This is a genomic window from Escherichia sp. B1147, from assembly GCF_001660175.1.
Lineage (GTDB): Bacteria > Pseudomonadota > Gammaproteobacteria > Enterobacterales > Enterobacteriaceae > Escherichia > Escherichia whittamii.
In genome coordinates this window covers 89,185-108,438 of the sequence record NZ_LFHY01000015.1, presented here as the reverse complement: position 1 = coordinate 108,438, position 19,254 = coordinate 89,185, and the positions used below count along the sequence as shown (strand labels likewise).

Below are 19,254 nucleotides of genomic sequence, written 5' to 3'. Positions count from 1 at the left end.
GGTGTATTAACGAACAACAACGCCCTCACCCGTTAAGGTGATGGCAATCAAATAAGATTACGGGCTGATGTGTACGTCAGCTATTGCTGGTCCGATTCTGCCAGGTCATCTTGGTCCTGGCCCAGGAGCGATAATTCCAACAATGCGTATCGGTGCTCAACAAAGTTATGAACGTTGTTGGCAACCGCCAGTTTGAACAGTGCCGTAGCGCTGTCCAAATCCCCCAGACTTAGGTAGTACTTACCTAAATAGAAGTTGGTTTCACTGAGATGCTCAGCGAGCGAGGTGTTATCCGTTGCGTCCGCCTTGAGCCTATCCATTAACGTTTGTTCGCTAATGTTGCCCAGGTAGAACTCGACAATGTTCCATCCCCACTGTTCCTTGTCCGATTTTTCGAAGTGCTGTTTCAACACTTCTTTAGCCTGCTTCTCATCGAGCTTCTGCTCGGCGAGATAAAGCCACAGACTACGGAAAGGATCATTAGGATCGTCTTGATAAAACGCCAGCAGATCATCTTGCGCTAACTTGTCACGACCGCCGTAATATAATGCGATCCCGCGATTCAAGTGCGCGTAGTTGTAAGTTGGATCAAGCTCAAGTACAGAATCAAACGCTTCATAGGCAGCATCAAAATTGCCTGCCTGCGTTAAATATATGCCTAAGTAATTGAATACTTCAGGCATATCCGGTCGGATTGCCAGCGCTTGCGAAAAATCGTTACGCGCTAATGCCCTCAGACCGAGACTATCATACAACACTCCGCGCTCATATAAAAGCTGTGCGCGTTCGTCATCGGTTAAAGCCCGACTGGCAAGGATTTGTTCCATACGTGCCAGAATCACTTCCTGCTGTAAAGTCGGTTGCAATGGTACCGCGAGGACTTCACTTTTACGCCAGGAAATATTACTGCATCCTGCAAGCGTAAGTGCTGTCGCAACGAAACACCAGCGCAAAAAAGGCTTCATTTCCCACTCCCGAAGACCACGGTTGAATGAACGTCCTGTTCCCGGTTGCTAACAAGGCGTCCTGCCCGGTTAAAAGCCCCCCGCCGCAGCGGAGGGCAAATGGCAACCTTACTCGCCCTGTTCAGCAGCCGGAGCTTCCGGTGCTGCAGCAGGTTGAGACTGCTCAGTCGCTTCTTTAATGCTCAGACGGATACGGCCCTGGCGATCAACTTCCAGAACTTTCACCGGTACTTCCTGACCCATCTGCAGGTAATCGGTCACTTTCTCAACACGCTTATCGGCGATTTGAGATATATGGACCAGACCTTCTTTACCGCCACCAATGGCAACAAATGCGCCAAAGTCAACGATACGGGTCACTTTACCATTGTAGACGCGGCCCACTTCGATTTCTGCAGTGATCTCTTCGATACGACGAATAGCGTGTTTCGCTTTCTCGCCATCGGTAGCTGCAATCTTCACAGTACCGTCATCTTCGATTTCGATGGTGGTGCCAGTTTCTTCGGTCAGAGCACGGATTACAGAACCACCTTTACCGATAACGTCTTTGATCTTGTCCGGGTTGATCTTGATGGTATGGATACGCGGTGCGAACTCAGAGATATCGCCGCGCGGCGCGTTGATCGCCTGTTCCATTACGCCCAGGATGTGCAGACGTGCACCTTTAGCCTGATTCAGCGCAACCTGCATGATCTCTTTGGTGATACCTTCAATTTTGATATCCATCTGCAGTGCAGAGATACCGTCGCGAGAACCCGCAACTTTGAAGTCCATATCGCCCAGGTGATCTTCGTCGCCCAGAATGTCAGACAGTACAACGTAGTTGTCGCCTTCTTTCACCAGACCCATTGCGATACCCGCAACAGCGGCTTTGATCGGCACACCTGCGTCCATCAGCGCCAGAGACGCGCCGCACACGGAAGCCATAGACGAAGAACCGTTGGATTCGGTGATTTCAGACACGACACGTACGGTGTACGGGAATTTGTCCATATCCGGCATTACTGCCAGCACGCCGCGCTTCGCCAGACGACCGTGACCAATTTCACGACGCTTCGGAGAACCGACCATGCCGGTTTCTCCTACGGAGTACGGAGGGAAGTTGTAGTGGAACAAGAAGGTGTCAGTACGTTCGCCCATCAGTTCATCAAGAACCTGCGCGTCACGTGCAGTGCCCAGCGTTGCGGTAACCAGCGCCTGCGTTTCACCACGGGTGAACAGCGCAGAACCGTGAGTACGCGGCAGCACGCCAGTACGCACATCCAGACCACGGATCATATCTTTTTCACGACCGTCGATACGCGGTTCGCCTGCCAGTACGCGGCTACGAACAACGTTTTTCTCGATAGCGTGCAGAATTTCACCCAGTTCGTTTTCGTCCAGGGTTTCATCTTCAGCAAGCAGCGTAGCGATGGTTTCAGATTTGATGACATCAACCTGCGCATAACGCTCTTGCTTGTCGGTGATGCGATATGCATCGCTCAGACGAGCTTCAGCCAGCGCAGCAACGCGCGCGTTCAGCGCTTCGTTTACCGGCTCCGGCTGCCAGTCCCAACGCGGTTTACCGGCTTCTTTCACCAGTTCATTGATGTTCTGAATAACAACCTGCTGCTGTTCATGGCCGAACACCACTGCGCCCAACATGACGTCTTCGCTCAACAGTTCTGCTTCAGATTCAACCATCAGCACGGCAGCTTCAGTACCGGCAACAACCAGATCCAGTTTGCTCTCTTTCAGTTCGTCCTGAGTCGGGTTCAGTACGTACTGGTCATTGATGTAACCTACGCGGGCAGCACCAATCGGACCATTGAACGGAATACCAGACAGAGACAGCGCCGCAGAAGCACCAATCATCGCAACGATATCCGGGTTAACCTGCGGGTTAACAGAAACCACGGTGGCGATAACCTGAACTTCGTTGACAAAACCTTCCGGGAACAGCGGGCGAATCGGGCGGTCAATCAGACGCGCGATCAGCGTTTCGCCTTCGCTTGGGCGGCCTTCACGGCGGAAGAAGCTACCCGGGATACGACCAGCAGCGTAGGTACGCTCCTGATAGTTAACGGTCAGCGGGAAGAAGTCCTGACCTGGTTTGGCTTTTTTCTGGCCGACAACGGTAACGAATACCGCGGTGTCATCCATGCTAACCATAACAGCGGCAGTGGCTTGACGCGCCATCATGCCGGTTTCCAGAGTCACGGTGTGTTGACCGTACTGGAATTTACGAACGATCGGATTAAGCAATGTAATACCCTTTTCTTTCTTAGACAGCACCTTACGGTACTGGTGTTAATACCCGATCTTCTGCGCATCCTCGCGACTAATGACAACCCTAACCCAGCCAAATGTGGGTAAAGCCTCTCATTAGCCGCGCGAACCTCTGCAACGGAAGATCATTCATAGCAACAATACATTAGTTTCCAGTGAATTGCTGCCGTCAGTTTGAAAAAAGGGGCCACTCAGGCCCCTTTTCTGAAACTCGCAAGAATTAGCGACGCAGACCCAGGCGCTCGATGAGCTGGGTGTAACGTGCTACGTCTTTACGTTTCAGGTAGTCGAGCAGTTTACGACGCTGAGAAACCATGCGCAGCAGACCACGACGGCTGTGGTGATCTTTTTTGTGCTCTGCAAAGTGACCCTGCAGGTGGTTGATCTGGGCAGTCAGCAGTGCTACCTGAACTTCGGTAGAACCGGTGTCGTTTTCACCACGACCAAACTCAGAAACGATTTTAGCTGTTGCTTCAGTACTTAGAGACATTTTAAAACTCCAAAGTATAAAAAAATGAAAGGACGCCGATCTCTAATTCAGCGATCCCAGTGTACGCTACGCAAAGTGTTAAACAATTTACGCGACGTTAAGCGGCAGTATTCTACTCGTAGCGACCTGTTATCGCAAGATGGTTAACATTACGCCGGGTATTCAACCACCAGCCGACGAGGCGCGACGCGGCCTTCATCGTCAATTTCGCCCATACCGATAAACTTGCCGTTTTCACCTTCGGTAACACGAACCAGTCCTTCCAGCGGCGCACCGGATGTACGAACCGGGTTACCATTTTTGAAGTAAACAGAAGATGTTAGCGGAAGATTCACCACCGGATAGTCCGAAGCTGGACTGTCCATTGGCATCAGTAAGGGATCAAGTAACTCCGCAGCCGGAATATCCTGCTGTTCGGCTTGCTCAACAAGTTCACGCAGGTGCTCCAGGGTAACCATCCGTTCAACCGGATATTTACTTACCGCCAGACGGCGCAGATAAATCACATGCGCGCCACAGCCGAGTTTTTCACCCAGGTCATCAATGATGGTACGGATATAAGTGCCTTTTGAGCAGTGAATTTCCAGCTCCAGCTCATTGCCTTCATGGCGAATAAACAGCAATTCATAAACGGTAATCGGACGCGCTTCACGCGGAACTTCAATGCCCTGACGCGCGTATTCGTACAGTTTTTTACCCTGGTATTTCAGTGCTGAATACATCGATGGGATCTGTTCGATGTCGCCACGGAAGGTATCCAGTGCCGCCGCCAGTTGCTCTGCGCTAAAGGTTACCGGACGCTCCTCAACGATTTGTCCGTCGGCGTCAGAAGTATCAGTACGCTGCCCAAGCCGCGCAATGACCCGATAGCGTTTGTCGGAGTCCAGCAGATACTGGGAAAACTTCGTCGCTTCCCCGAGGCAAATCGGCAACATGCCGGTCGCCAGCGGGTCCAGTGCACCGGTATGTCCGGCACGGTTAGCGTTATAAATGCGTTTCACTTTTTGCAGCGCATCGTTGCTGGACATGCCCTGCGGTTTATCCAGCAACAAAACGCCATTAATGTCGCGACCGCGACGACGAGGACGACTCATTAGTCCTCCTTGCTGTCGTCCGGGTTAACACGACGCTCTTCGTCATGTTTGACCACGCTGGTCACCAGGTTTGACATACGCATCCCTTCAACCAGTGAGTTGTCGTAGAAGAAGGTCAGTTCCGGCACGATACGCAGGCGCATCGCTTTACCCAGCAGGCTGCGGATGAAACCAGAAGCTTCCTGCAACGCTTTGATGCCCGCTTTAACCGCGTCTTCATCTTTGTCGTTGAGGAACGTCACATATACTTTGGCATACGCCAGGTCGCGAGACATTTCGACACCAGAAACGGTGGTCATCATGCCCAGACGAGGGTCTTTAATTTCGCGCTGCAGGATGAGAGCGATCTCTTTTTGCATTTCCTGCGCTACGCGCTGTGGGCGACCAAATTCTTTCGCCATAATAAATTCTCCTGACAAAAAAGGGGCCATAAGCCCCTTTTTAAAATTAATTTCAGGTGGAAGGGCTGTTCACGTAGGCCTGATAAGACGCGCCAGCGTCGCATCAGGCAACGGCTGCCGGATGTGGCGCAAACGCCTTATCCGGCCTACACCCAATCAACCTTAGGCAATCGTACGCTGAATCTCGATGATTTCGAACACTTCGATCACATCGCCTGTGCGGACGTCGTTGTAGTTCTTAACGCCGATACCACATTCCATACCGTTACGGACTTCGTTGACGTCATCTTTGAAGCGGCGCAGGGACTCCAGCTCGCCTTCGTAGATAACCACGTTGTCGCGCAGAACGCGGATCGGGTTGTGACGTTTAACCACACCTTCGGTAACCATACAGCCTGCGATAGCACCAAATTTCGGTGATTTAAACACGTCACGAACTTCTGCCAGACCGATAATCTGTTGTTTCAGTTCCGGAGAGAGCATACCGCTCATCGCCGCTTTCACTTCATCGATCAGGTTATAGATGACGGAGTAGTAACGCAGATCCAGGCTTTCCGCTTCAATCACTTTACGCGCAGAGGCATCAGCACGAACGTTAAAGCCAACCAGAATAGCGTTGGATGCCGCTGCCAGGGTCGCGTCGGTTTCGGTAATACCACCTACGCCAGAACCGATGATCTTCACTTTAACTTCGTCAGTAGACAGTTTCAGCAAGGAGTCGGAGATCGCTTCCACAGAGCCCTGAACGTCTGCCTTCAGTACGATGTTCACTTCATGAACTTCGCCTTCAGTCATGTTGGCAAACATGTTCTCGAGTTTAGATTTCTGCTGACGCGCCAGTTTAACTTCGCGGAATTTGCCCTGACGGTACAGTGCAACTTCACGTGCTTTCTTCTCGTCACGTACAACGGTAACTTCATCACCCGCAGCTGGAACACCGGACAAGCCGAGGATTTCCACCGGAATAGACGGACCTGCTTCCAGCACTTCCTGACCCAGTTCGTTACGCATCGCACGAACACGGCCGTATTCGAAGCCACACAGAACGATATCGCCCTTGTGCAGAGTGCCTTCGCGTACCAGTACAGTAGCAACCGGACCACGACCTTTATCGAGGAAGGATTCGATAACCGCACCGCTCGCCATCCCGTTACGTACGGCTTTCAGTTCCAGGACTTCAGCCTGCAGCAGGATAGCATCCAGCAGTTCATCAATACCGGTACCCGCTTTTGCAGATACGTGTACAAACTGGCTTTCACCGCCCCACTCTTCTGGCAGGATGCCGTACTGAGAGAGTTCGTTCTTAACGCGATCCGGATCGGCTTCTGGCTTATCGATTTTGTTCACAGCAACCACTACCGGAACACCCGCCGCTTTCGCGTGCTGGATAGCTTCGATAGTCTGCGGCATTACGCCGTCGTCTGCTGCAACAACCAGGACTACGATGTCCGTTGCCTGCGCACCACGTGCACGCATTGAAGTAAACGCGGCGTGCCCCGGGGTATCCAGGAAGGTGATCATGCCGTTTTCAGTTTCAACGTGGTATGCACCGATGTGCTGGGTAATGCCGCCCGCTTCGCCAGAGGCCACTTTCGTTGAACGAATGTAGTCCAGCAGAGAGGTTTTACCGTGGTCAACGTGACCCATGATGGTCACAACCGGCGCACGCGGTTCAGCCGCAGCGCCAGTATCACGGTCGCTCATTACCGCTTCTTCCAGTTCGTTTTCACGACGCAGGATAACTTTGTGGCCCATCTCTTCGGCTACCAGCTGTGCGGTTTCCTGGTCGATAACCTGGTTGATGGTTGCCATTGCGCCCAGTTTCATCATCGCTTTGATGACCTGAGAGCCTTTAACCGCCATCTTGTTCGCCAGTTCGCCTACAGTAATGGTTTCGCCAATCACTACATCACGGTTAACAGCCTGAGCTGGTTTCTGGAAGCTCTGCTGCAGCGAAGAACCTTTACGTTTTCCGCCTTTACCGCCACGTACTGCTGCACGCGCTTCTTCGCGGTCAGCTTTTGATTCAGCGTGTTTATTGCCTTTCTTCGGACGAGCTGCTTTCGCGTTACGACCACGGCCGCGGCCGCCTTCGACTTCACGATCGCTTTCGTCTTCTGCCTGGCGAGCATGTTGAGAGGTAGTAACGTGATAATCGCTGGAATCTTCAGTTGGTTCCGCGTTATCAGTCCATTTATTTTCTTCCGCCATACGACGTGCTTCTTCAGCAACGCGACGTGCTTCTTCTTCGAGTTTACGACGCGCTTCTTCTTCTGCTTTACGCTTGAGCTCTGCAGCTTCCTGCTCACGGCGGGCTTTTTCAGCCTGGGCGGTTTTAGTCATATCGTCTTGTTGATTGCTCACTTTGTCTTTTTCCGCAGCTTCACGTTTCGCTTGTTCAGCGGCTTCACGTTTAGCTTGTTCTGCGGCCTCACGTTCAGCTTTTTGTTGCGCCTCGCGTTTGGCCGATTCTTCTGCCTCACGACGGGCTTGCTCTTCCGCTTCACGCTGCGCTTGCTCTTCCGCCGCAAGGCGTTCGGCCTCTTGCGGGTCACGTTTCACAAAGGTGCGTTTCTTGCGGACTTCGATTTGTACCGATTTGCTTTTTCCACCGGTACCTGGAATGTTAAGGGTGCTGCGTGTTTTACGCTGCAGCGTTAATTTGTCCGGCCCTGAATTTTTCTGGTTCAGGTGGTCAATTAAAGCCTGTTTCTCTTGTGCGGACACAGAGTCGTCAGCAGACTTCCGGATACCTGCATCAGCAAATTGCTGTACCAGGCGTTCCACGGAGGTCTGTCGCTCTGCGGCCAGCGTTTTAATCGTTACATCTGTCATGCTGTTCCTTCCTGCTACAGTTTATTACGCTTCGTCACCGAACCAGCAAATATTACGGGCAGCCATAATCAGTGCTCCGGCTTTTTCGTCGGTCAACCCTTCGATATCAGCCAGATCATCAATGCCCTGTTCGGCGAGATCTTCCAGCGTACAAACGCCACGGGCGGCCAGTTTGAATGCCAAATCACGATCCATCCCTTCAAGGTTCAGCAGATCGTCAGCCGGTTTGTTATCACCGAGGCTTTCTTCCTGGGCCTGTGCAATGGTGGCCAGTGCATTTTTAGCACGCTCACGCAGTGCTTCAACGGTAGGCTCATCAAGGCCTTCGATTTCCAACAGCTCTTTCATCGGCACATAGGCCAGTTCTTCCAGCGTTGAGAAACCTTCTTCTACCAGGACAGTAGCGAAGTCTTCGTCAATGTCGAGATAACGGGTGAAGGTGTCAATCGCTGCGTGCGCTTCCGCCTGATGCTTAGCCTGCAGGTCGTCAACGGTCATCACGTTGAGTTCCCAACCACTGAGCTGCGAAGCCAGACGCACGTTCTGACCGTTACGACCAATAGCCTGCGCCAGGTTACCGGCTTCAACGGCGATATCCATGGTGTGTTTATCTTCATCCACCACGATAGAAGCAACGTCTGCCGGTGCCATTGCGTTAATCACGAACTGCGCCGGGTTATCATCCCACAGGACGATATCGATACGCTCGCCGCCCAGTTCGGTAGAAACCGCCTGAACACGCGCGCCACGCATACCTACGCAAGCACCTACCGGATCGATACGTTTATCGTTGGTTTTCACTGCGATTTTCGCACGAGAACCCGGATCGCGAGCCGCTGCTTTAATTTCAATCACTTCTTCGCCGATTTCCGGTACTTCAATACGGAACAGTTCGATCAGCATTTCCGGCTTGGAACGAGTCACGAACAGTTGCGCGCCACGCGCTTCCGGGCGAACAGAATAGAGCACGCCACGAACGCGGTCGCCAGGGCGGAAGTTTTCACGCGGCAGCATATCTTCACGCAGGATCACAGCTTCAGCATTATTGCCCAGATCCAGAGAAATGTTATCGCGGTTTACTTTTTTCACCACGCCGGTGATGATTTCACCTTCGTGTTCACGGAACTGATCAACCACCATCGCACGTTCGGCTTCACGCACTTTCTGCACGATAACCTGTTTTGCCGTCTGGGTGGTGATACGGTCAAAGGTAACAGACTCAATCTGATCTTCAACGTAATCACCCAGGTTCAGGCTTTCATCTTCATAACGTGCGGCTTCAAGGGTGATTTCCTTGGTCGGCTGGGTGACTTCATCAACAACTAACCAGCGACGGAAGGTGTCAAAATCACCGCTTTTGCGATCGATCTGTACGCGGACGTCGATCTCTTGTTCGTATTTTTTCTTGGTTGCTGTAGCCAGCGCGCTTTCCAACGCTTCGAAAATTTTCTCGCGAGGTAGCGCCTTTTCATTGGAGACGGCTTCAACTACAGCCAAAATTTCTTTGTTCATCGCGGGCTTTTCACCTCATCCAGACTATTAAAAGTGGGGAACCAGGTTCGCCTTCTGGATATTACTCAGCGCGAACACTTCATCTTTACCTTCGACGGTAACTGTGATCATTTCACCGTCTACCGCTTTGATAACGCCCTGCCATTTACGACGATTTTGTACCGCCATACGGAGAACCAGAGTCACCTCTTCTCCGGCAAAACGGGCGTAGTGTTCAGCCGTGAACAGTGGGCGATCGAGCCCCGGTGAGGAGACTTCCAGGTTATAAGCAACGGTGATGGGATCTTCAACATCCAGCACAGCACTTACCTGGTGGCTCACATCAGCACAATCATCAACATTGATGCCATCTTCACTATCAATATAGATGCGCAGTGTGGATGTGCGACCGCGAATAAACTCGATGCCAACCAGTTCAAAACCCAAGGCCTCAACTGGCGCAGTAATCATCTCTGTTAATTTTTGCTCTAATGTGGACAAGCCCACCCCCAAGACATAAAAAAAGGGCCTAAAGCCCAGTTATTCTGTAGTCAGATAACAAAAAACCCCGATAAATCGGGGCTTTATATAACTGAACCCTATAACCGCAACTGCGGTCTGGAGCACTTTCCAGAAGGATTTTTTCAAATCCCACTACGAAGGCCGAAGTCTTCACAGTATATTTGAAAAAGAACTCTAAGGGAAAGTGGTTGCGGGGGCCGGATTTGAACCGACGACCTTCGGGTTATGAGCCCGACGAGCTACCAGGCTGCTCCACCCCGCGCCTGAAACGTGGCAAATTCTACTCGTTTTGGGTAAAAAATGCAAATACTGCTGGGATTTGGTGTACCGAGACGGGACGTAAAATCTGCGTGCATTATAGTGATCCACGCCACATTTTGTCAACATTTATTGCTACCCACGTGAATGGATATCCAGTTAATTTCCATCTGTTGAATACTTTCCCCCTCCACTTACCTTTCTTAAGCGCATTATTTTACAAAAAACACACTAAACTCTTCCTGTCTCAGATAAAAGATGATTAAATGAAAACTCATTTATTTTGCATAAAAATTCAATTAGAGCGGAAATCCAGGCTCATCATCAGTTAATCAAGCAGGGTGTTATTTTATGACGACGATTCTCAAGCATCTCCCGGTAGGTCAACGTATTGGTATCGCTTTTTCTGGCGGTCTGGACACCAGTGCCGCACTGCTGTGGATGCGAAAAAAGGGAGCGGTTCCTTATGCATATACTGCAAACCTGGGCCAGCCAGACGAAGAGGATTATGATGCGATCCCTCGTCGTGCCATGGAATACGGCGCGGAGAACGCACGTCTGATCGACTGCCGCAAGCAGTTGGTCGCCGAAGGTATTGCCGCGATTCAGTGTGGCGCTTTCCATAACACCACCGGCGGTCTGACCTATTTCAACACCACTCCGCTGGGTCGCGCCGTGACCGGCACCATGCTGGTTGCTGCCATGAAAGAAGATGGCGTAAACATTTGGGGAGATGGTAGCACCTATAAAGGCAACGATATCGAGCGTTTCTATCGCTACGGCCTGTTAACCAATGCGGAACTACAGATTTACAAACCGTGGCTCGATACCAACTTTATTGATGAGTTAGGCGGCCGTCATGAAATGTCTGAATTTATGATTGCCTGCGGTTTCAACTATAAAATGTCGGTTGAAAAAGCCTACTCCACCGATTCCAATATGCTCGGCGCAACGCACGAAGCGAAAGATCTGGAATACCTCAACTCCAGCGTAAAAATCGTCAACCCGATTATGGGCGTGAAATTCTGGGATGAGAGCGTGAAGATCCCGGCAGAAGAAGTCACGGTGCGTTTTGAGCAAGGTCATCCGGTGGCGCTTAACGGCAAGACATTTAGCGACGATGTCGAAATGATGCTGGAAGCTAACCGCATCGGTGGCCGCCATGGCCTGGGCATGAGCGACCAGATCGAAAACCGTATCATCGAAGCGAAAAGCCGCGGCATCTATGAAGCCCCGGGGATGGCACTCCTGCACATTGCGTATGAACGTCTGCTGACCGGTATTCACAACGAAGACACCATCGAGCAGTATCACGCGCATGGTCGTCAGTTGGGTCGTTTGTTGTACCAGGGGCGCTGGTTTGACTCCCAGGCTCTGATGTTACGTGACTCCCTGCAACGCTGGGTTGCCAGCCAGATAACTGGTGAAGTGACGCTGGAACTGCGTCGCGGTAACGACTACTCGATCCTCAACACCGTCTCTGACAACCTGACCTATAAAGCAGAGCGTTTGACCATGGAGAAAGGCGACTCTATGTTTACGGCTGAAGATCGTATTGGTCAACTGACCATGCGTAACCTGGATATTACCGATACCCGCGAGAAGTTGTTCGGTTATGCCAAAACAGGCCTGCTCTCATCTTCTGCCACTTCAGGTGTGCCGCAGGTTGAGAATCTGGAAAATAAAGGGAAGTAATTACTTTTCTGTTCCCTGCAAGAAGCCGCGTTAGCGGCTTGAGACTGAGGACAAACGCAAAACTGCCTGATGCGCTACGCTTATCAGGCCTACGTGAGTTATGCAATATATTGAATTTGCATGATTTTCTAGGCCGGATAAGGCGTTCACGCCGCATCCGGCATGAACAAAGCGCACTTTGTCAACAATCTGAAGCCGCGTTAGCGGCTTTTTGTGTATAAAAATCAGGCCTAATAAGGTGTGATTGCATTTTGAGTTCTGGTTATTCGCGTCCCTGTAAAGGCAAGGAGGCACGCATCCTGCTCAATTGCTTTCTACAGACGAAAAAAAAGACGCTTTTTAGCGTCTTTCTTTCGGAATATTGGTACTGAGGATGGGACTCGAACCCACAAGCCCGTTAGGGCACTACCACCTCAAGGTAGCGTGTCTACCAATTCCACCACCTCAGCACGGATACTACTTTTTAGTTCGGGATATCGCTGGTCGGCTTAGCCGGAGCAGCTGGCTGAGTTTGTTCGGTTTTCGCCGGAGCACTCAGGTTTTCCCACTCGCTACCTTTATTGGTTTTATTGCTGTTGATGTTACCCAGCACCAGACTGATGATGAAGAACAACGTTGCCAGCACAGCCGTCATACGGGTCATGAAGTTGCCAGAACCACTTGAACCAAACAGCGTAGCGGAAGCGCCTGCTCCGAAGGAGGCTCCCATATCAGCGCCTTTACCTTGCTGCAGCATAATAAGACCTACAAGGCCAATTGCTACAATAAGGAAAACTACCAAAAGAGCTTCGTACATAATCAACCTGTTCCTTGCGGAGTTGCCGCGTACCAATGCTTCAACCAATAAAGCGGGAGAATTTAATCTTTCCCACTGAAGCGGGTGTGAATACTAACCAAAGCGAATGACCTTCGCAAGGGCAATTTTATCGCATTGTATCAACTGCGGAAAAAAACAGCAAAACCGATGTGCTTAAGAAGAACAAAGGCGACAATCGCCGCCTTTTTAGCCAGTTAGCTATCAAATCAAACCGCTTTTACCGCGTCAGCGATGCGATGCGCAAATTCGGTTACCTGCGTTTCGTCTTCACCTTCTACCATCACGCGAATTAACGGCTCGGTGCCAGATTTACGCAGCAACACGCGTCCACGGTTGCCCAGCGCCGCTTCAACTTCGGCTGTCACGGCTTTGACTGACTCATGCTCAAGCGGATCGCCGCTACCTGCGGTGTAACGCACGTTAACCAGAATCTGCGGGAACATTTTCATGCCGCTGCAAAGGTCGTGCAGGCTCATATGGTTACGCGCCATCGCCGCCAGGACCTGCAAACCAGCAACAATGCCATCACCGGTGGTGGTTTTATCCAGTAGGATCACGTGGCCAGAGTTCTCGGCACCGATGCGCCAGCCTTTCTCCTGCATTTTTTCCAGTACGTAGCGATCGCCCACTTTTGCACGAGCAAATGGAATGCCTAACTGTTTCAGCGCCAGTTCCAGCCCCATGTTGCTCATCAATGTACCCACCACGCCACCACGCAGCTGGCCCTGACGCAGACCTTCGCGCGCGATGATATACATAATCTGGTCGCCATCGACTTTATTGCCTTCATGGTCAACCATAATCACGCGATCCCCGTCGCCGTCGAGAGCAATACCGAGATCCGCTTTCTCCGCCAGTACACGTGCCTGTAGCGCGCGAACGTCGGTAGCCCCCACTTCGGCATTGATGTTTACACCGTTCGGCTCACAACCGATGGCGATAACGTTCGCTCCCAGTTCGCGCAGCACGTTCGGCGCAATGTGATAAGTCGCACCGTTTGCGCAATCCACCACAATCTTCAGTTCACTGAGGCTAAGTTCGTTCGGAAATGTGGCTTTGCAAAATTCGATATAGCGACCCGCAGCGTCAACGATACGGCTGGCTTTACCCAGTTCTGCCGAATCAACGCAGCTGATCTCTTTCTCCATTTCCGCTTCGATGGCCTCTTCTACCGCATCCGGTAGTTTGGTACCGTCGATAGAGAAGAATTTAATGCCATTATCGTAGAACGGGTTATGCGATGCAGATATCACAATCCCAGCCTCTGCGCGGAAAGTCCGCGTCAGATAAGCCACGGCCGGTGTTGGCATTGGGCCGGTAAAGAGCGCAGAAAGACCGGCAGCCGCCAGACCTGCTTCCAGTGCTGACTCCAGCATATAACCAGAAATACGCGTGTCTTTACCAATAATGATCTTACGGGAGCCGTGGCGCGCCAGCACTTTACCCGCAGCCCACCCCAGCTTAAGCACAAAATCAGGCGTGATCGGCGCATCCCCAACACGACCACGAATCCCATCGGTACCGAAATATTTACGATTACTCATAGCGTTTGTTTTCCTTTGCAGACAGAGTGGCTTCCACCACTCGCATCGCTTCTACGGTTTCTTTGACGTCATGAACACGAATAATGTGCGCGCCTTGCATTGCGGCAATTACCGCACAGGCCAGACTACCGCTCAGGCGCTCGGACGGTCCCACGTTCAACAGCTGTCCAATCATCGATTTTCGTGACATACCCACCAACAGCGGCAGGTTGAAATGATGAAATTCAGCCAGACGCGCCAGTAATGCATAGTTGTGATGGAGATTTTTACCGAAACCGAATCCGGGGTCGAGCAACAATTTCTCTTTTGCGATACCAGCCTGTTCGCAGCGTGCTATTTGCTCAACAAAGTAGCGATTTACCTCGGCAAAGACATCGTCATACTTCGGTGCTTCCTGCATGGTCTTTGGATTTCCCTGCATATGCATCAGGCAAACTGGCAAACCTGTTTCAGCAGCAGCTTCCAGGGCGCCGGGTTCGGAAAGGGAGCGGATATCATTAATGATGTGAGCGCCTGCTTTCGCTGACTCACGGATAACTTCCGGTTTGGATGTATCCACTGAGATCCAAACTTCAAATCGTCGTGCAATTGCCTCAACGACTGGAATAACACGCTGCAACTCTTCTTCAACGCTCACTTCCGCAGCCCCTGGACGTGTGGACTCGCCGCCAACGTCAATGATCGTTGCGCCAGCATTGATCATCAGATTCGCATGTTTCACCGCATCAATCAGCGAGTTATGCGTGCCGCCATCGGAGAAGGAATCAGGCGTGACGTTGAGGATCCCCATTACGTGAGGATGGCTAAGGTCCAGTGAAGTGCCCTGGGCAAAGAGTTTCATGGTGTTATCCCTGGTATGAATTGATAAGAAAAAACCCCGGAGCACGCCCCGGGGTTTTCGTTACAAATACAGTCATCTAATGCGGGAACTTACTTGTCGCCTAACTGCTCTGACATGGTGTTACCCGGGTTCGGCGTACGCGGTTCATCAACCGGACGCGGAGCCTTTGGGCTACCATTGTCGCCAGAGTTGTTAGAAGCGCCAGGTTCTTCCCAGCCAGCTGGCGGACGTACATCGCGACGAGCCATCAGATCGTCAATCTGTGGTGCGTCGATGGTTTCATATTTCATGAGCGCATCTTTCATCGCATGCAGAATATCCAGGTTGTCGTTCAACAACTGACGCGCACGATTGTAATTACGCTCAATCAGTAACTTCACTTCCTGGTCGATGATACGCGCAGTTTCATCGGACATATGTTTCGCTTTCGCCACGCTACGACCGAGGAACACTTCACCTTCTTCTTCCGCGTACAGCAGCGGACCAAGTTTTTCGGAGAAGCCCCACTGGGTCACCATGTTACGCGCCAGGTTGGTCGCAACTTTAATATCGTTGGACGCCCCGGTAGAAACATGTTCCGGCCCGTAGATAATCTCTTCCGCCAGACGGCCGCCATAGAGAGTACTGATCTGACTTTCCAGCTTCTGACGGCTGGCGCTGATTGCGTCGCCTTCAGGCAGGAAGAAGGTCACACCCAACGCACGTCCGCGCGGGATAATCGTCACTTTATGTACCGGATCGTGTTCTGGCACCAGTCGACCGATAATCGCATGGCCTGCTTCGTGGTATGCGGTCGATTCTTTCTGCGCTTCCGTCATCACCATGGAGCGACGTTCCGCACCCATCATGATTTTGTCTTTCGCTTTTTCGAACTCAACCATCGATACAACGCGTTTATTGCCACGGGCAGCGAACAGTGCAGCTTCGTTCACCAGGTTCGCCAGGTCAGCACCGGAGAAGCCAGGTGTACCACGGGCAATGATTGCCGCGTCGATATCTGGCGCCAATGGTACGCGACGCATGTGAACTTTCAGGATCTGCTCACGACCGCGAACATCAGGCAGACCAACCACAACCTGACGGTCGAAACGGCCAGGACGCAGCAGCGCCGGGTCCAGAACGTCCGGACGGTTAGTCGCGGCGATAACAATGATACCTTCGTTACCTTCGAAGCCATCCATCTCAACCAGCATCTGGTTCAGGGTCTGTTCACGTTCATCGTGACCACCGCCCAAACCTGCACCACGCTGGCGGCCTACGGCGTCGATTTCATCGATGAAGATGATACACGGTGCCGCTTTCTTCGCCTGTTCGAACATGTCACGCACACGGGATGCACCAACACCGACGAACATTTCTACGAAGTCAGAACCGGAGATAGTAAAGAACGGAACTTTCGCTTCGCCTGCAATCGCTTTCGCCAGCAGCGTTTTACCGGTACCCGGAGGACCGACCATCAGGACGCCTTTCGGGATCTTACCGCCAAGTTTCTGGAAGCGGCTCGGCTCACGCAGATACTCAACCAGTTCGGCAACTTCTTCTTTTGCTTCGTCGCAACCCGCAACGTCAGCAAAGGTCGTTTTGATCTGATCTTCCGTCAGCATGCGCGCTTTGCTCTTACCGAACGACATGGCACCTTTGCCACCGCCGCCCTGCATTTGACGCATGAAGAAGATCCAGACACCAATCAGCAACAGCATCGGGAACCAGGAGATGAAGATAGAAGCCAGCAGGCTTGGCTCTTCAGGCGGTTCACCGACAACCTTGACGTTCTTGGTCAGCAGGTTATCCAGTAACTTCGGATCCTGAACCGGAATGTAAGTGGTATAACGGTTACTATCTTTCTTGGTAACGTTGATTTCACGTCCGTTGATACGCGCTTCACGAACCTGGTCGTTATTGACCTCTTGTAGGAAGGTAGAGTAATCCACCTTACGTCCATTAGACTCGCTGGGCCCAAAGCTCTGGAATACTGACATCAGCACAACGGCAATGACCAGCCAGAGTATTAGGTTTTTCGCCATGTCACTCAAGGGATTAACCTCTTATTACAACTGTGTTAAAAACAGCGTCAGGATACTCTATATCCAGCAGCTTTCAAACTTTCGTCTGAAATCTCCTGGTTAGGGTTTACGCCCGGTCGCTACAATATACACTTCCCGCGAACGTGCACGAGAAGAGTCCGGCTTACGAACTTTGACCTTCGTAAACAGGGAGCGAATTTCCCTTAGATACTCATCGAAACCTTCGCCCTGGAACACCTTCACTACAAAACTGCCGCCTGGCGCCAACACATCACGACACATTTCTAGCGCCAGTTCCACCAGATACATGGCACGGGGGATATCCACCGCCGGTGTTCCGCTCATGTTTGGTGCCATATCGGACATGACAACCTGGACTTTACTGTCGCCTACGCGTTCCAGCAGTGCTTTCATCACCAGTTCATCACGAAAATCGCCCTGAAGAAAGTCCACACCAACGATAGGATCCATAGGTAAAAGATCGCAAGCGATGATGCGTCCTTTGCCGCCAATTTGGGTGACCACATATTGTGACCAACCGCCAGGCGCGGCACCAAGGTCGACAACCGTCATTCCCGGTTTAAAGAGTTTGTCACTTTGCTGTATTTCATCAAGTTTAAACCAGGCACGGGAACGTAACCCCTTTTTCTGTGCCTGTTGAACATATTTATCGCTAAAGTGTTCCTGAAGCCAGCGACTGGAGCTGGCAGAACGCTTCTTACCTGTCATTTAACTTTCCCATTGGGATAACTCATCGTAACCAATTGCGTAAATTTTTACGCGCCTATTTGGTGATATATGGGAGATGGCGGTAGAATGACCCGTTTTCAATCCCAACGTAAGCAAAAAAATACGATGAATCTGAGTACTAAACAAAAACAGCACCTGAAAGGTCTGGCACATCCGCTCAAGCCAGTTGTTCTGCTTGGCAGTAATGGTTTGACCGAAGGGGTGCTGGCCGAGATTGAACAAGCGTTAGAGCACCATGAACTCATCAAGGTGAAAATCGCCACTGAAGATCGCGAAACTAAAACCTTGATCGTGGAAGCTATCGTGCGCGAAACCGGCGCCTGTAATGTACAGGTCATCGGTAAAACGCTGGTGCTTTATCGTCCAACTAAAGAACGTAAAATCTCGCTGCCACGCTAAGATTATCCTAAAGTTACACACATTTGCTGTGTAAAACGAGGGATTTTCCGCAAGCAGGAGAGCAAAATGCCACGCTCTGTTCGTTGATAAAAGGCCGCATAGCGGCCTTTTTCCTTTCTTTACAATACATCAACATTTTGAGTATTGGGTAATTCTTACAGGTATTCCACCTTAATTACTTCAAATTCTACATCGCCGCCCGGCGTTTTGATGACCACAACATCATCTTCTTCTTTGCCAATCAGTCCACGAGCGATCGGCGAGTTAACAGAAATCAGGTTCTGTTTAAAGTCAGCTTCGTCATCGCCTACGATGCGATAGGTCTGTTCTTCATCAGAATCCAGATTCAACACCGTTACGGTGGCGCCAAAAATCACGCGACCATTGTTTGGCATTTTGGTGACATCAATTACCTGCGCGTTCGACAGCTTGGCTTCGATATCTTTGATACGGCCTTCGCAAAAACCCTGCTGCTCACGCGCAGCGTGGTATTCGGCGTTTTCTTTCAGGTCGCCATGTTCACGCGCTTCCGCGATAGCAGCAATGATTTCAGGACGGCGCACAGATTTCAGAAAATCCAGCTCTTCGCGTAATTTTTCAGCGCCGCGTAAGGTCATCGGAATAGCTTGCATTTGTTATACCTCTTGAATATTCCTGATGGGGCGAGTCTCCACTCGCCCCGGCTGTTCGGCATGCCCGGCACAACTCCTCGTCGGGACCAGAAGCAAAAAAATACCGACCCAGGAACAGGTCCCAGGCCAGCAATAATTCACATTTTGATAGTCATTTTACCCTGAAGTTCCCGAAGGGTCATCGTTTACTTTATAGGGCGTTGCGCCGTAGTATGACGGCTCGATTCC

The 19,254-nt window shown here is 51.3% G+C and carries 16 protein-coding genes and 2 tRNA genes; 2 read left to right on the top strand and 16 right to left on the bottom strand.

The window, feature by feature from the left end:
* Positions 1 to 80 precede the first annotated feature (80 nt).
* From nlpI to A9180_RS15435, 9 genes are all read right to left on the bottom strand, one after another.
* Positions 81 to 965, bottom strand: coding sequence for a lipoprotein NlpI (gene nlpI, locus A9180_RS15475; RefSeq protein WP_064529538.1), 885 nt, complete (start codon positions 963 to 965; stop codon positions 81 to 83).
* Between the two features lie 108 nt (positions 966 to 1,073).
* Positions 1,074 to 3,209: a polyribonucleotide nucleotidyltransferase gene (gene pnp, locus A9180_RS15470; RefSeq protein ID WP_064529854.1), complete on the bottom strand. Its 2,136-nt coding sequence runs from the start codon at positions 3,207 to 3,209 to the stop codon at positions 1,074 to 1,076.
* Between the two features lie 244 nt (positions 3,210 to 3,453).
* Entirely contained in the window at positions 3,454 to 3,723 is a 270-nt protein-coding gene (gene rpsO, locus A9180_RS15465; RefSeq protein WP_000059470.1) for a 30S ribosomal protein S15, read from the bottom strand.
* Between the two features lie 149 nt (positions 3,724 to 3,872).
* A complete protein-coding gene (gene truB, locus A9180_RS15460; protein WP_000089698.1) occupies positions 3,873 to 4,817 on the bottom strand; it encodes a tRNA pseudouridine(55) synthase TruB in 945 nt (314 codons plus the stop codon).
* Positions 4,817 to 5,218, bottom strand: a complete 402-nt coding sequence (gene rbfA / locus A9180_RS15455) for a 30S ribosome-binding factor RbfA (RefSeq protein WP_001040205.1) — start codon at positions 5,216 to 5,218, stop codon at positions 4,817 to 4,819. Before rbfA ends, truB begins: the two co-directional genes overlap by 1 nt.
* A 162-nt stretch (positions 5,219 to 5,380) precedes the next feature.
* The gene (gene infB / locus A9180_RS15450) at positions 5,381 to 8,053 is read right to left on the bottom strand and encodes a translation initiation factor IF-2 (protein WP_064529537.1); all 2,673 of its coding nucleotides are present in this window, start codon (positions 8,051 to 8,053) and stop codon (positions 5,381 to 5,383) included.
* Between the two features lie 24 nt (positions 8,054 to 8,077).
* Entirely contained in the window at positions 8,078 to 9,565 is a 1,488-nt protein-coding gene (nusA, locus tag A9180_RS15445) for a transcription termination factor NusA (RefSeq protein WP_064529536.1), read from the bottom strand.
* Positions 9,566 to 9,592: 27 nt separating this feature from the next.
* Complete coding sequence (gene rimP, locus A9180_RS15440; protein ID WP_064529853.1) at positions 9,593 to 10,045, bottom strand: ribosome maturation factor RimP; 453 nt, start codon at positions 10,043 to 10,045, stop codon at positions 9,593 to 9,595.
* 206 nt (positions 10,046 to 10,251) lie between these two features.
* Positions 10,252 to 10,328 (bottom strand) — tRNA-Met (locus tag A9180_RS15435).
* A gap of 347 nt (positions 10,329 to 10,675) precedes the next feature.
* Between A9180_RS15435 and argG the strand changes: the two genes are divergently transcribed.
* Entirely contained in the window at positions 10,676 to 12,019 is a 1,344-nt protein-coding gene (gene argG, locus A9180_RS15430; protein ID WP_064529535.1) for an argininosuccinate synthase, read from the top strand.
* Between the two features lie 362 nt (positions 12,020 to 12,381).
* Here argG and A9180_RS15420 read toward each other — a convergent pair.
* The 6 genes from A9180_RS15420 to rlmE form a co-directional block, all read right to left on the bottom strand.
* Positions 12,382 to 12,468 (bottom strand) — tRNA-Leu (locus A9180_RS15420).
* 14 nt (positions 12,469 to 12,482) lie between these two features.
* Positions 12,483 to 12,815, bottom strand: a complete 333-nt coding sequence (gene secG, locus A9180_RS15415; RefSeq protein WP_001517162.1) for a preprotein translocase subunit SecG — start codon at positions 12,813 to 12,815, stop codon at positions 12,483 to 12,485.
* Positions 12,816 to 13,042: 227 nt separating this feature from the next.
* Entirely contained in the window at positions 13,043 to 14,380 is a 1,338-nt protein-coding gene (glmM, locus tag A9180_RS15410) for a phosphoglucosamine mutase (RefSeq protein ID WP_064529533.1), read from the bottom strand.
* Positions 14,373 to 15,221: a dihydropteroate synthase gene (gene folP, locus A9180_RS15405; RefSeq protein ID WP_064529532.1), complete on the bottom strand. Its 849-nt coding sequence runs from the start codon at positions 15,219 to 15,221 to the stop codon at positions 14,373 to 14,375. Before folP ends, glmM begins: the two co-directional genes overlap by 8 nt.
* An 89-nt stretch (positions 15,222 to 15,310) precedes the next feature.
* Positions 15,311 to 17,245, bottom strand: coding sequence for an ATP-dependent zinc metalloprotease FtsH (gene ftsH, locus A9180_RS15400; protein WP_064529531.1), 1,935 nt, complete (start codon positions 17,243 to 17,245; stop codon positions 15,311 to 15,313).
* 99 nt (positions 17,246 to 17,344) lie between these two features.
* Entirely contained in the window at positions 17,345 to 17,974 is a 630-nt protein-coding gene (gene rlmE, locus A9180_RS15395; protein WP_000145975.1) for a 23S rRNA (uridine(2552)-2'-O)-methyltransferase RlmE, read from the bottom strand.
* A gap of 126 nt (positions 17,975 to 18,100) precedes the next feature.
* Here rlmE and yhbY point away from each other — a divergent pair, with 126 nt between their 5' ends.
* Positions 18,101 to 18,394 carry a ribosome assembly RNA-binding protein YhbY gene (yhbY, locus tag A9180_RS15390; RefSeq protein WP_001054420.1) on the top strand — a complete coding sequence of 98 codons (294 nt, stop codon included), beginning with the start codon at positions 18,101 to 18,103 and terminating at the stop codon, positions 18,392 to 18,394.
* 155 nt (positions 18,395 to 18,549) lie between these two features.
* On the opposite strand, the gene greA is transcribed toward yhbY, so the two are convergent.
* On the bottom strand, positions 18,550 to 19,026 hold the full coding sequence (greA, locus tag A9180_RS15385; RefSeq protein ID WP_064529530.1) for a transcription elongation factor GreA: 477 nt from the start codon (positions 19,024 to 19,026) through the stop codon (positions 18,550 to 18,552).
* Between the last annotated feature and the right edge of the window lie 228 nt (positions 19,027 to 19,254).